The sequence below is a fragment of the uncultured Alsobacter sp. genome (assembly GCF_945952055.1).
In the GTDB taxonomy this organism is placed as follows: Bacteria; Pseudomonadota; Alphaproteobacteria; order Rhizobiales; family Beijerinckiaceae; genus Alsobacter.
Map to the genome: position 1 here is coordinate 81,975 of NZ_CAMFHB010000004.1, position 12,305 is coordinate 94,279.

The 12,305-nt window shown below is 69.6% G+C and carries 11 protein-coding genes and 1 pseudogene; 6 read left to right on the top strand and 6 right to left on the bottom strand.

All coding sequences use genetic code 11. The features are described 5' to 3' along the window. Positions 1-45: 45 nt before the first annotated feature. Entirely contained in the window at positions 46-642 is a 597-nt protein-coding gene (locus tag Q0Q47_RS04485; RefSeq protein ID WP_293854990.1) for a hypothetical protein, read from the bottom strand. A 202-nt stretch (positions 643-844) separates the two neighbouring features. Here Q0Q47_RS04485 and Q0Q47_RS04490 point away from each other — a divergent pair, with 202 nt between their 5' ends. The 5 genes and pseudogenes from Q0Q47_RS04490 to Q0Q47_RS04510 all read left to right on the top strand — a co-directional run. After that, positions 845-1,366 (top strand): cupin domain-containing protein, encoded by a 522-nt coding sequence (locus tag Q0Q47_RS04490; RefSeq protein WP_293854993.1) that lies wholly within the window; start codon positions 845-847, stop codon positions 1,364-1,366. Positions 1,367-1,471: 105 nt separating this feature from the next. Next, on the top strand, positions 1,472-2,482 hold the full coding sequence (locus Q0Q47_RS04495) for an ABC transporter substrate-binding protein (protein WP_293854996.1): 1,011 nt from the start codon (positions 1,472-1,474) through the stop codon (positions 2,480-2,482). A 53-nt stretch (positions 2,483-2,535) separates the two neighbouring features. Continuing rightward, positions 2,536-3,273, top strand: a complete 738-nt coding sequence (locus Q0Q47_RS04500; protein ID WP_293855391.1) for an ABC transporter permease — start codon at positions 2,536-2,538, stop codon at positions 3,271-3,273. Then, positions 3,266-3,967 carry an ABC transporter ATP-binding protein gene (locus Q0Q47_RS04505; protein ID WP_293854999.1) on the top strand — a complete coding sequence of 234 codons (702 nt, stop codon included), beginning with the start codon at positions 3,266-3,268 and terminating at the stop codon, positions 3,965-3,967. Before Q0Q47_RS04500 ends, Q0Q47_RS04505 begins: the two co-directional genes overlap by 8 nt. A gap of 356 nt (positions 3,968-4,323) precedes the next feature. Further along, positions 4,324-4,743, top strand: a pseudogene (locus Q0Q47_RS04510) (ATP-binding cassette domain-containing protein); the annotation flags it as partial. A gap of 277 nt (positions 4,744-5,020) precedes the next feature. Here the strand turns inward: Q0Q47_RS04510 and Q0Q47_RS04515 are convergent. Together Q0Q47_RS04515 and Q0Q47_RS04520 are read right to left on the bottom strand one after the other, a co-directional pair. Beyond that, on the bottom strand, positions 5,021-6,823 hold the full coding sequence (locus Q0Q47_RS04515) for an acyclic terpene utilization AtuA family protein (RefSeq protein ID WP_293855002.1): 1,803 nt from the start codon (positions 6,821-6,823) through the stop codon (positions 5,021-5,023). Positions 6,824-6,873: 50 nt separating this feature from the next. Further along, positions 6,874-8,121, bottom strand: coding sequence for a CaiB/BaiF CoA transferase family protein (locus Q0Q47_RS04520; RefSeq protein WP_367278207.1), 1,248 nt, complete (start codon positions 8,119-8,121; stop codon positions 6,874-6,876). A 130-nt stretch (positions 8,122-8,251) separates the two neighbouring features. Here Q0Q47_RS04520 and Q0Q47_RS04525 point away from each other — a divergent pair, with 130 nt between their 5' ends. Then, positions 8,252-9,073 carry a GntR family transcriptional regulator gene (locus Q0Q47_RS04525; protein WP_293855008.1) on the top strand — a complete coding sequence of 274 codons (822 nt, stop codon included), beginning with the start codon at positions 8,252-8,254 and terminating at the stop codon, positions 9,071-9,073. Here the strand turns inward: Q0Q47_RS04525 and Q0Q47_RS04530 are convergent. From Q0Q47_RS04530 to Q0Q47_RS04540, 3 genes are all read right to left on the bottom strand, one after another. Next, positions 9,057-9,695 (bottom strand): NAD(P)-dependent oxidoreductase, encoded by a 639-nt coding sequence (locus Q0Q47_RS04530; RefSeq protein WP_293855011.1) that lies wholly within the window; start codon positions 9,693-9,695, stop codon positions 9,057-9,059. The genes Q0Q47_RS04525 and Q0Q47_RS04530 overlap by 17 nt on opposite strands. Positions 9,696-9,706: 11 nt before the next feature. After that, the gene (locus tag Q0Q47_RS04535; RefSeq protein ID WP_293855014.1) at positions 9,707-10,687 is read right to left on the bottom strand and encodes a tripartite tricarboxylate transporter substrate binding protein; all 981 of its coding nucleotides are present in this window, start codon (positions 10,685-10,687) and stop codon (positions 9,707-9,709) included. A gap of 95 nt (positions 10,688-10,782) precedes the next feature. Beyond that, positions 10,783-12,300, bottom strand: a complete 1,518-nt coding sequence (locus tag Q0Q47_RS04540; protein ID WP_293855017.1) for a tripartite tricarboxylate transporter permease — start codon at positions 12,298-12,300, stop codon at positions 10,783-10,785. Between the last annotated feature and the right edge of the window lie 5 nt (positions 12,301-12,305).

Consider the following 12,305-nt stretch of genomic DNA (forward strand, 5'->3'; position numbering starts at 1 on the left):
GAACGGCTTTCATCCATGATCTTCCCGGCCCGCGCGAGGCCGTCGCTACACGGACAGGCCGGACACGGAGCCGGTGCGGGAGACGAGCGCGATTTCGATGCCGCTTGCCCGGAGCCGGGGCTTGGCGCGCCACGCCTCGGCGATGCGGCGAAAGCTCGGCGTGTCGGGCACGGCTGCAACCACGAGATCGGTGTCGTCGGCATCGAAGAGCAGCGCCTGGCCGATCGCCAGCGTGAGAAGCGGATATTCCGGGCTGCCAGGCTTCTTGACCAACGGTCCTTTCTTGCACTCGGCGACCACCCGCCTGCCGTTCACGATGGCCGCGACATCGCCTTGGCCTGGACGGGAGTGGACGCGCAGCGTGGCGTCGCCGCGCCTGTAGGAGGCGGCCCATGCGTTCTTGCTCGTAGCGTCGCCACCGCGGATCCATCCTGCGCCGGCCAGGAACCCGACGATGTCGAACACTTCGGTCTCGGCGACCCGCACCGATGCTCCGTCGATTGCCACGTCGACATGACCACCGAAGCCCGGCCGTTCCGAAAGGTACTCGGCGAGGCGCAGCGCCACCTCTGCCTCAGGCATCCGGTCGGCGGGGCCGGTCCAACCCGCCACCGTGCGAATTCCACTGTCTTCCGAATGCACGATTGCCACTCCCAGCGCCCGTCCAACGAGCGTCCATCTAAAGGTGCGGGGATGGAGTCGACTACCGGAGCCGAGGGTGGTGCCCTCGACTGTGTCTCGCCCCCGACGGTCTTTCATCCCCCCGCTCACGCTGTCGCATCGCCCGCCGATGCGCCATCATCCGCGCCACCTGCTCGCCACCGCCATGCCCGAGGATCCTGCCATGACCCGACCCGACTGCATCGCCCACTGGTCCGAGATCGAGGGGGCGGACGATTCCCACTACGAGGGCGATGACGAGTTGATGAGCGTGCGGGCGGCGTTCGGCCGGCATTTCGGGCTCAAGCGGCTGGGTATCAACCACGAGCGCCTGCCGCCGGGCCGGCGGACGTCCTATCCGCATGCCGAGAGCACGGAGGAGGAGTTCGTCTACGTGCTGGCGGGCGAACCCGAGGTGTGGCTGGACGGGGTTCTGACGCGGCTGAAGCCGGGCGATGGCGTGGGCTTTCCGCCCGGCACGGGGCAGTGCCACACCTTCATCAACAACACGGACGCGGAGGTTCGGCTGCTGGTCGTGGGTGACACGGCGCGGGCCGACAACAAGGTGCTCTACCCGCTGAACCCCGACCGCAAGGCCTATCGCGAGGACCTGTGGACGGACGCCCCGGCCCGTGCGTTCGGTGCCCATGACGGACTGCCGGATGCCGTTCGCGCCCGGAAGGGGAAGGCCGGCGAGCGGGGCTGACGCGCCCGCCCGGACCGATCCGGGATCGCGAGGGTTGCCGAGCGCCGCCACAGGCTTCACAAAAGGCCTGCGGTTGAGACGGGACGTCGGACAGGGCCACCCACCATGACGCGTTTGACACGGCGAGCGGCGCTGCGCGGCGGGCTGAAGGCCCTGGCCGGCCTTTCCACGCCGGCCATTGGGCTGCGCTCGGTCCCGGCACGGGCGGCCGCCACCCTTCGCCTGGCGGTCCAGAAGACCGGGACGGTGGCGTGGGAACTCGATGTGATCCGGGCCCACGGGCTCGATGCCAAGCATGGCGTGTCGATCGCCGTCACGGAGCTCGCCACGCCCGAGGCCGGCAAGATCGCCCTGCGCGGCGGGGCGGCCGACGTGATGGTGTCCGACTGGCTCTGGGTGTCGCGCGAGCGGGCGCTGGGCACCCCGCTGCAGTTCGTGCCGTATTCGGCGAGCGTCGGCGCGCTGATGGTGGGGGCCGAGAGCCCCATCAAGGGCTATGGCGACCTGCGCGGCCGAAAGCTCTCCGTCGCCGGGGGCGCGCTCGACAAGAGCTGGCTCATCGTGCGGGCAGCAGCCCGCAAGGAAGGCGTCGACCTGCGCAAGGAGGCCGAGGTGTCCTTCGGTGCCCCGCCGCTCCTGTTCGAGAAGCTGCTGCAGAAGGAGCACGAGGCCTCCCTCAATTACTGGAACTTCGCAGCCCGCCTGGAGACACTGGGCCATCGGCGGCTGGTGTCGGTGGAAGACGCGATGCGCGGCCTGGGTGCCAAGGGCACGGTCTCCATGCTCGGCTACGTGTTCGACGAGGCCTGGGCCCGCGACCATACCGATACGCTCGCCCGCTTCCTGGCGGCGAGCCGGGAGGCGAAGGCGCTGCTCGAGACCTCCGATGCCGAGTGGACCCGCATCCGGCCCCTCACCGCGGCGCCGGACGACGCGACGCTCGCGGCCTACCGCAACCGCTACCGGGAGGGCATCCCGCGACGCGACGTCGACGCCGAGGAGGCCGATGCGCGCATGCTCTACGCGGTGATGGCCGAGCTCGGCGGAACCGAGCTCGTGGGCCCCGCGCGCGAACTCGCCGCCGGCACCTATTGCCGGCTGGTGAAGCCCGCCTGAGACCCCGCCCCGCGATGCCCCCCACTCCCCGCCGCGGCGCCTCGGCCGTGCTGCTGCCCCGGCTCGGCTCCCTCGTGGTGCTGATCGCCGGCTGGCAGGCGGCGGCCTGGTTCGCCGGCTCGCGGCTGCTGCCGGGGCCCGCCGCCGTGGCCGCCGGCATCGGCGAGGCGCTGGTGCATGGCGAGATGGCGATGCATCTTTCCGCCACGCTCGCCCGCGTCGCGGCCGCCTTCGCGCTGGCGATGGCGTTCGGCACGTCGCTGGGCTACGCCATGGGCCGCTCGGACCGCTTCGACCGCGTGGCCGACCCGTGGCTGGTGCTGCTGCTCAACCTGCCCGCCCTCGTCGTCATCGTGCTGGCCTATGTGTGGTTCGGCCTCACCGAGGCGGCGGCCGTCGGCGCGGTGGCGCTGAACAAGATCCCCAACACGGTGGTGGTGGTGCGCGAGGGCGCCCGCGCGCTCGATCCGGGGCTCGACGAGGTGGCGCGGGCCTACCGCTTCGGCACCTGGAAGCGCCTGCGCCACGTGGTGCTGCCGCAGCTCGGCCCCTATCTCGCCGCCGCGGCCCGGTCGGGCCTGTCGCTCGTGTGGAAGATCGTGCTCGTGGTCGAACTGCTGGGCCGCTCGAACGGCGTGGGGTTCGAGATCGGGACCTATTTCCAGCTCTTCGACGTGCGCATGATCCTGGCCTACGCGCTCGCCTTCGTCGTCATCATGCTGCTGGTCGAGACGCTGGTTCTCCAGCCCGTCGAGCGGCGCGCCGGACGCTGGCGGCAGCGCCATGCTTGAGCTCGACATCCGGCGCAAGGAGTACCGCGGCGTCTCGTCGCCGCTGCTGGCGGTGCGCGACCTGAAGCTGTGCCTGGAGGCCGGCCGGTTCGGCGCCGTCCTGGGCGAATCGGGCTGCGGCAAGAGCACCGCCCTGCGCATCCTGGCGGGGCTGGATCCCGACTACGAGGGCGAGGTGCGCCGGCCCGGCGAGGGGCGCCTGGGTATCGTGTTCCAGGAGCCGCGCCTCCTGCCGTGGCGCACTGTGGAGCAGAACGTCCGCCTGGCCTTGCCGCAGCCGCTGGAGGGCCGGGACCTCGCGCCCCTCTTCGCATCCCTGGGGCTCGCCGAGCATCGCGACCGGCACCCGGGCGAACTCTCCCTAGGCCTGGCGCGCCGCGCCGCGCTCGCCCGCGCCTTCGCGGTGGAACCCGATCTCCTGCTCCTCGACGAACCCTTCGTGTCGCTGGACCCCGCCACCGCCGGGCGCCTGCGGGGAGAACTCGCCGACCTCGTGGCGCGCAGCCGGGCGACCACGCTGATGGTGACGCATGACGAGGAGGAAGCCCTCGCCTTGGCCGACACCGTGTTCGTGCTGTCGCCGCGCCCGGCCCGCCTCCTGGGCGAGGTCACGCTCGACCGGCCGCGCGGGGCACGCGACGCCGGATGGGTGGCGGAGCGCCGGCGGGAGATCGAGCGCTTGCGCGCGGGGTGATGCGATCGATGCTGCCGACGGTGCAATTCACCCCGGGCTTGAGATCCACCGCCCTCCTTCAGAGAGATCGCTAGTCCACCCCGGCCCCCGTCTGCCTCATCCTGAGCCGGCCGCAACGCGGCCGAGTCGAAGGACGCAGGGTGGTGCAGCGGCACCTTTGTGCGTCCTTCGACTCGCGGCCCTCCGGGCCGCGGCTCAGGATGAGGGGCTTGGGGGCGGTTGAAGAAAGAGCCGGAGGGTCACTGGTTGCGGCGATCCCAGGGTGCCCATCATCAGGGGTTCGACGTGCGCGCTCCGATGCCGTAAAGGGCAGGTCTCGCCCGAGGTGCAGCTTGTTTTCCCAGCCGTCCAGCCCGATGACCGACCGAACCGTCCCCGCCGCGGGCGGATCGCTCGTGGTGGACATCCGCAGCAAGGTCTGTCGCGGCGTCTCGGCGCCGCTGCTCGCGGTCGAGAACCTGCGTCTCAGCCTCGAGGCGGGGACCTTTGGGGCCATCCTCGGCGAGTCGGGCTGCGGGAAGAGCACGGTGCTGCGGATCGTGGCAGGGCTCGACACGGAGTTCGACGGGCAGGTGCATCGCCCCGGTGGTGGCCGCCTCGGTATCGTCTTCCAGGAGCCGCGTTTGCTCCCGTGGCGCACGGTCGAGGAGAACGTGCGCCTCGCCTTGCCCGGTGCCTTGTCCGGCCGCGACCTCACGCCCATTTTCGACGCCCTGGGTTTGGCCGATCACCGCGACAGGCACCCCGGCGAACTGTCGCTCGGGCTTGCCCGGCGCGCCGCGCTGGCGCGGGCCTTTGCGGTCCAGCCGGACCTGCTGCTGCTCGACGAGCCCTTCGTGTCGCTGGACGCCCGCCCCTGCACCACCCTCATGGTCACGCATGACGAGGAGGAGGTCCTGGCCCTGGCCGACAGGGTCTTCGTCTTCACCCCGAGGCCGGCCCCGGCTCGCCGGCGACATCGTGCTGGACCGATCGCGCAACGAGCGCACGGCGGCCTGGCTCGCCGACCGTCGCACTGCCCTGGCGCGCTTGAGGGCCGCCGGAGGGACCGGTCTACGCTGACCCGGGCCGCCGGTCTTCGCCGCTCCATGCGGGCGGCACCTTCACGGGCATGCTCAGAAGGATCTGTGCCATCGCCTTGCCGAGGGCGTCGTTGCGCAGGGACGCCATGCCTCCGCCGTCGAGCGCCTCCTCGCAGACGAAGTTGAGGGCGTCGAGGCCGGGGACCTCGAACCGGGTCACCCTGCCCTTCACGGCGTGCCCGAGAAAGGCCCGCACCCGCTCGGGCGTGAGCGCATGGCGAAGGTAGGGCAGCACGCCGGGCCAGCGGGCAATCACGCCGATGTTGGAGATGTCGCCCTTGTCGCCGCTGCGCGCCAGGGCGACGCGGAACAGGGGAACCTCGACCGCCTCGGGCCCCGGATCGGCCGTGGGGCCGGCCGGCTCGGCGGGGCTTCCGGCGAGTGGGGGCGAGGATGCCGCCCCGACGGCGAACGTCCCGCCATCGTCGTGCACGACGGCCGACACTGCCTCCTTGGCGATCAGCCACGAGGCGAGCTTGATCACGGACGAAGGCCGCGGCCGCCGATCGAGCCCCGTGGTTCCCGGCGCGAAGCTGGTGCCGGGTGCGGCGATCTCCCGCGCGAACAGCTCGAGGGCCTCCCGCCGTGGGTGGCGCACCGAGAGCCGCATGACGACCTCGCGCGCCGCCTGGGCCCGGGAATGCGCCCCGAAGCTGCTCTCGCTGCCCAGGATCTCGGTGCAGGCCTCGACGATGGGTGGCCAGGCGCGCAGCGCGAGTCGCTCGTTGATGCGCTCGAGAAGCGCTTCGCCGGTGCGCCGGGCCTTGGCGACCGCCTCGTCGCCGATGACGGTCAGCTGGGCGACGCATTTGTAGCCGTCGGCATAGGTGGCGGACACCTTGTAGTGTGCGCCGGGCGCCCTGCCCCGCGCGCCCGTGACGCGGACGCGGTCCGGACCGACCTGCCGGAGGGTCACGTGGCGCAGGTCGCAAGCGACGTCGGGCAGGCGATAGGAGCCCGGATCGCCGATCTCGTAGAGGATCTGCTCGGCGACGGCGCCTGGCGTCACGAGCCCGCCCGTTCCGGCGGGCTTGGTGACGGTCACGGTCCCGTCGGCCTCGCACGCGACGATCGGATAACCGATGTGGGCCCAATCCGGCACGTCCCGCCAGTCCGTATGCAGGCCTCCCGTCGCCTGGGGGCCGCACTCGATGATGTGACCGGCGAGGCTGCCGCTCGCCAGGAGGTCGTAGTCGTCGTCCCTCCAGCCGAAGGCGTGCTGAAGGATGCCCAGGGTCAGCGCGCTGTCGACGCAACGCCCCGTGATGACGATGTCGGCGCCGCGGTCGAGGGCCGCGCGGATGGGCGCCGCTCCGAGATAGGCACTGGCCGTGAGGAGCTTGCGCGCCTCCCGCGGCGGGGAGGCGTCGTCGAGCGGCACGAAGCGGTCCTGGAGGTGCAGCACGTCGTCGCCGGTGACGACCGCGATCCGCGGGGCGAGCCCCAGCCGTTCGGACACGGCCCGCGCGGCCGCGGCACAGCCCAGCGGATTGATGCCGCCCGCGTTGCAGACGAGGCGGACGCCACGCGTCAGGGCTTCGGGCAGGATCGCGGGAAGGGTCTGCTCGACGAAGTCGGTGGCGTAGCCGAGCGCCGGGTCCTTCTGGCGCGCTGCCGCCAGGATCGACATGGTGAGTTCGGCCAGGTAGTCGAAGACGACGTAGTCCACGGCGCCGCTGTGGACGAGCTGGTGCGGGCCGATCTCGCTGTCGCCCCAGAAGGCGCTGCCGCCGCCGATGCGCACGATGCGCCTGCCGGTTTCCGTGCTCGTCATGCCGTCGCGTCCCGTCCCTTGCTGCCCTGATGACCCTTCGGCCGACCGGATCACCCCTGCTGCACCGCGGCGCCGCAGGCCAGCAGCGCGTCGATGGCCGCCGGCGAAAGGCCGGCTTCGTTCAGCACGTCGCGCGTATGTTCGCCCAGACCGGGCGCCAGGCTGCGCGTCGGGATCCCCGTCGCGTCCCATTCGGCCGGGTTCTTCATCTGCCGGATGCGCCCGACGAGGGGATGGTCGTGCTCCTCGAAGAAGCCGATGTCGCCGAGGTGCGGGTCGTGGATGAGGTCCTCGAGGCGCGGCACCACGAAGCTCGGAATGTCCGCCTCGCCGAGCCTCGCCACCCACTCGGCCGTGGGGCGCAAGGCGAACTCCTCGGCCACCATGGCGTAGAGCGCATCGATGTGGCGCGTCCGGGAGGCCATGTCCGCGAAACGCGGGTCCTCCAGCATCAGGGACGGCTTGCCGACGATGGACAGGAAGGAGCGCCAGTGGGCGTCCGTGTAGACCGTGCAGCAGATGAACCCGTCGGCGGTCCGGTAGGGCTTGCGCTGGGACGACATCAGGCGCGGATAGGTCATCGTGCCGCGGGCGGGGATGAAGGTCTCGCCATAGAGATGGTCGCCCAGCACCAGCGACAGCATGGTCTCGTACATCGGGATCTCGACGCGGTGCCCCTTGCCGTCGCGGGTCCGTCCGTAGAGTGCCGCCGCGATGATGCCGAAGGCGAAGGTGCCCACGGTCCTGTCGGCGACGGTCATCGGCAGGTAGGACGGATCGCCACGGTTGGCCCTGCCGATGAGGTCGGACAGTCCGGTCGCCGCCTGGATCAGGTCGTCGAAGGCGGCCAGCGGCGCATTGCGCCCGCGTTGCGAAAACCCCGTGAGGCCCGCGTAGATGAGACCGGGATTGGCGGCAGCCAGGGTCTCGTAGCCGAGGCCGAGGCGCTCCATCGCCTTCGGGCGGACGTTGTAGACGAGCACGTCGGCGGTCTTGGCGAGCGCCAGGAGCGCGTCGCGCGCTGGTGCCCTCTTCAGGTCGAGCACGACGCTGCGCTTGTTCCGGTTCAGCCCGAGGAACGGAGCACCGAGCAGCCGGTCGCTTCCCGGACCGATCCGGCGCGTCGAATCGCCGGCAGGCGCCTCGACCTTGATCACGTCGGCGCCGAGGTCGGCGAGGTGCTGGGTCGTGAGGGGCCCCATGAACACGCTCGTCATGTCGATGACCCGGACGCCCCGCAACGGCGCCACGTAGGCCTGCCCAACGGCCGTCGCGGCTTGCCGCCGATCCGCACGCACAGTGTTATCTCTCTGGTCCGCCATCGAAATCGGCTCAGCTTCGTGCTATGTGTGACGCGATGCGTCCGGCATTGCCGCTGCCGGGATCCGGCATCGCCGCCCGGGTTCCGGGAGGTCCAGAGGTCACCGCGTGAAACGGATCAGAACTCCTCGCGAACGGAAGTCGGGCGCCGAAGGCGTCGCCCTCTACGCACAGCTCGCCGCGACGCTGCGTCACCAGATCGCGCACGGCCAGTGGCAGGTCGGAGACCAGCTTCCGTCCGTGGCAGCGCTCGCGGCCGAACACGGCGTCGCCATCGTGACGGTCCGGCAGGCCATCCGGATCCTCGTCGAGGAGGGCCTCCTGACGTCGGGGCGCGGAATCGGGACCCTGCTGAAGGCCTTGCCCCCCAAGCCCAACGATGCGCTGCGCTCGGCCATCAACGATCCCCTGGCCCGCCAGTCCGAACTCGCGATCGCCATCCTGTCCGAAAGCGTCGTCGGCGAGGTGCCGGAGCGTCTGCTGGCCGCAGGCGCGCCGGGCGTTGGGCCCTATGTGTGCCTGCGCAAGATCCACGCCCATGACGGCCTGCCTTTCTGTGTGATGAGCATCTATCTCGCCGAGGTCGTCTATCGGCAGCTCGACCGCAAGAGCCTGCGGTCGCAGAAGATCAACGGGCTCCTCATCAAGAACTTCCGCGACGACATCCAGAAGATGCGCACCCTCGTGACCATCTCTGCAGCCGACGCCGAGATGTCGAAGCTGCTGCAATGCGCTGTCGGTGCCCCGCTCGCCAATGTCGTCCGTTGCATAACCGACAAGCGCGGACAGGTCGTCTATGCCGGCGAATTCCAGTACGTCGGCGAGAGATTCATTCTCGATTTCCAATCCGAGATCGACATGCTTGTCGCAGACTCCGAGGAGCGGTTTCCCCACGTGAAGACGCGTCGGTCCGCTAGTAGCCAACCGTGAACCGCCGGTTGTCGTGCCGCGGGACTTCGAGTTCGTCGACCATCGCCACGGCATAGTCCTCGAGCGAGATCGTCGAGGTCCCGTCGGCGGCGACGATCATGTCGTCGAGGCCCAGCCGGAACACGCCGGTGCGCGCGCCGGGGGCCACCATGTTGGGCGGACACAGGAAGGTCCATCGCAGGCCGGGCTCGCTCTCCAGCATTTCCTTGACGAGATAGGTCACCACGGCGCCGGTGGCCCAGTCCTTCGGAAACGCCGGGTGGTGCTTGAACACGACCCCCTCGTGGATCAGCGACCCGGCCCCACCCACGGCGAGGATCCGCGGCACGCCCGCCAGCTTCAGGGCAGCCAGGACCGAGCCCGTTCCGGTCTTCTGCTGCTCGTAGCGGGTGTCGGACGTGATGTCCGGCCGGTAGGCGTGGACGACGGCGTCGCAGCCTGCGAAGGCCCGCGCGAGCGCCTGCGTGTCGGTGACGTCGGCGGCGAAGGGCGTGATGTCGCTTCCCAGCTGACGGGCGGCGGGGCGGCGCGAGATCGCGACGACCGCGTGGCCGCGGGCGGCGGCTTCCGCCGCGATTCGCGAACCGAACTTTCCCGTCGCTCCGACGATGGCGATCTTCATGGCGTGCCGTCTCACTGCTTTTGAAGTTGGATCTGCTTGGCGATCCCCTGAAACTTGTCGATCTCGGCCTTGTAGAAGGTCGCAGCCTCGGCCAGTGACATCGGCTCCGCGATCACGGATCCGGACTCGACGACGAATTTGCGGAAGGCCGCACCCTTCATCACCTCGGCCACCGCCGCGTTGATCGTCCCGGCGACCGCATCCGGCGTCTTCGGCGAGACGAACACGCCGGGCCAGATCGAGTATTCGAAGTTGCCGGCCGTTCCGGTCTCGGTGAGGGTCGGCACGGCCTTCAGGGTGTCGAGACGCTGCGCGGACGTGACGGCCAGGGCCTTGATCTGGTTCGAGGCCAGGAGTTCGGGGACGTTGCCGGCCAGCGGAAGGAAGGCGATGTCCACGGTCTCGCCCATCAGGTCGACCACCATGGGCGCCATCCCGCGGTAGGGCACGTGCAGCATCGAGGCCCCGGTCCGGAGCCGGAAGTCCTCGCCGATGAGATGGGGCATCGACCCGATACCCCAGCTCGCGAAGGTGAGCCCCTTCGAGCCGGGCGCCTTCGCCAGCGCGACCAGGTCCGCGACACTCCCGGCCTTCAGTCCGGGCCGGGTCGCGAGGATGAAGTAGGACCGGTTCAGGAGCGTCACGAGGCGCACGCTGCTGCCGTCGTAGCGGGCGGAGGCGACCGAGAGGGGCGCGAGCACGGTGTTGTCGGCCGTGCCGAGCAGCAGGGCATGACCGTCGGCCGGCTGGTCCAGGAACTTCTGGACGCCAACCGATCCGCTGGCGCCCGGGACGTTCTCGACGATCACCGTCTGCTTGAAGATCCGTTCGAGTTCCGGCTGGATCACGCGCGCCGTCGCATCGCTCGGCCCGCCCGGCGGAAACGGCGCCGTGATGGTGACCTTGTGGGCGGGAAAGCTCTGCGCCGCCACGGTGGCGATCGATGCGCAGCCGGCGGCGAGTGCCACCAGGGCGATCCAGACAGGTTTCATTCGACCCTCCCTAATCATTCTATATTTGGAACTTTTGCATGAATTGGCTGCCGGTCAAGCGAATTGCGTCCCGGGGCGCCGGCGCGATCGCGCCATCACGGTGCCACCGTGTCGGCAGGCCGCTCGCCCGACCGGCCGCGTCGGGCCCTGAGCATCGCGCCGACGACCTGCCAGGCCAGGAACAGCGCCAGGATCGACAAGAGCGTCGCGCTGATGGGGCGCTCGACGAAAACGTCGAAGCTGCCACGGCTGATCAGCATGGCGCGGCGAAAGTTCTCCTCCAGCATGGGCCCCAGGACGAAGCCCAGCATCAACGGCGCGGCGTCGAGCTTGATCTTGATGAAGAGGTAGCCGATCAGCCCGAAGGCAGCGGTCACGTAGACGTCGTCGATGTTGTTATTGATGCTGAACGTGCCGATGCAGCAGAAGAACAGGATGGAGGGAAACAAGACGTCGTAGGGGATCTTGAAGATCGACAGCCAGTAGCGGACCAAGGGAACGTTCAGCACCAAGAGGAAGACGTTGCCCACCCACATGCTCGCCACCAGCCCCCAGAACAGGTCCGGGTGCTTGGCGATCATGTTGGGGCCTGGCTGGATGCCCTTGATGATGAAGGCGGACATCATCAGCGCCATCACGGCATTCTCGGGGATGCCGATGCTCATCAGAGGAATGAAGCTGGTCCGCGCGGCAGCCTCGTCTGCGCCGGACGGACCCGCCACACCCTCGATCGATCCGTCGCCGATCTGGTCGCGATAGCGACTGAACTTCTTCTCGACGGCGTAGGCGGCGAACTGCGCGATGACAGGCCCGCCGCCCGGGAGCAGGCCGAGGAACGAACCGACGGCGCTGCCGCGCAATGCGCTGGGGACGATGCGCTTGAACTCCGGCCAGGTGGGGATCAGGTCGATCCGTCCCGAAAAGGGCGTCCGCGTTTCCCGGGCATCGATGTTCTTGGCGATCTCGGCGATGCCGAAGCACCCGAGTGCGAGGCTGACGAGCCCGATGCCATCCGCGATCGAGTGGAGGCCGAAGGTGAAGCGCGGCACGCCGGTTTCCACGTCGGTGCCCACCTGGCCCAGAAGAACGCCGATCAGGCACATGGCCAGGCCGTTCAGGAGACTGCCGGTCGTGATGACGCTCACGCAGACGAAGCCGAAGAGCATCAGCGCCACGTAGTCGGCCGGGCCGAACAACAGGGCGACCCGGCCGAGCTGTGGCGCGAGCCAGGCCAGCACGACGATCGACACCGTTCCGCCGATGAAGCTCGAGACGCCGGCGGTGAACAGAGCGAGCCCCGTCTTGCCCTTCAGCGTCATCTGGTAGCCGTCGATGCACGTCACGATGCTGCTGGCGTGCGGGATCTTCATGGTGATCGCGCTGACGCTGTCGCCGTACTGCGCGCCGTAGTAGATGCCCGCCAGCATGATCAGGGCCCCGCTCGTGGGGATCGAATAGGTGAGCGGCAGCAGGAGACTGATGGTGGCGAGGGGCCCGAGACCGGGCAGGAGCCCGATGACGGTGCCGACCACGCAACCGATCGCGCAGAAGAGCAGGTTCTCGAAGGACAGGGCGTGACTGAAGCCGAGCGCGAGGTTCTGGAGGATCTCCATGGCGT

Coding starts and splice junctions, on each gene's coding strand:
- Q0Q47_RS04490 (WP_293854993.1), top strand. CDS start 845: ATGACCCGACCCGACTGCATCGCCCACTGGTCCGAGATCGAGGGGGCG.
- Q0Q47_RS04495 (WP_293854996.1), top strand. CDS start 1,472: ATGACGCGTTTGACACGGCGAGCGGCGCTGCGCGGCGGGCTGAAGGCC.
- Q0Q47_RS04505 (WP_293854999.1), top strand. CDS start 3,266: ATGCTTGAGCTCGACATCCGGCGCAAGGAGTACCGCGGCGTCTCGTCG.
- Q0Q47_RS04515 (WP_293855002.1), bottom strand. CDS start 6,823: ATGACGAGCACGGAAACCGGCAGGCGCATCGTGCGCATCGGCGGCGGC.
- Q0Q47_RS04530 (WP_293855011.1), bottom strand. CDS start 9,695: ATGAAGATCGCCATCGTCGGAGCGACGGGAAAGTTCGGTTCGCGAATC.
- Q0Q47_RS04535 (WP_293855014.1), bottom strand. CDS start 10,687: ATGAAACCTGTCTGGATCGCCCTGGTGGCACTCGCCGCCGGCTGCGCA.
- Q0Q47_RS04540 (WP_293855017.1), bottom strand. CDS start 12,300: ATGGAGATCCTCCAGAACCTCGCGCTCGGCTTCAGTCACGCCCTGTCC.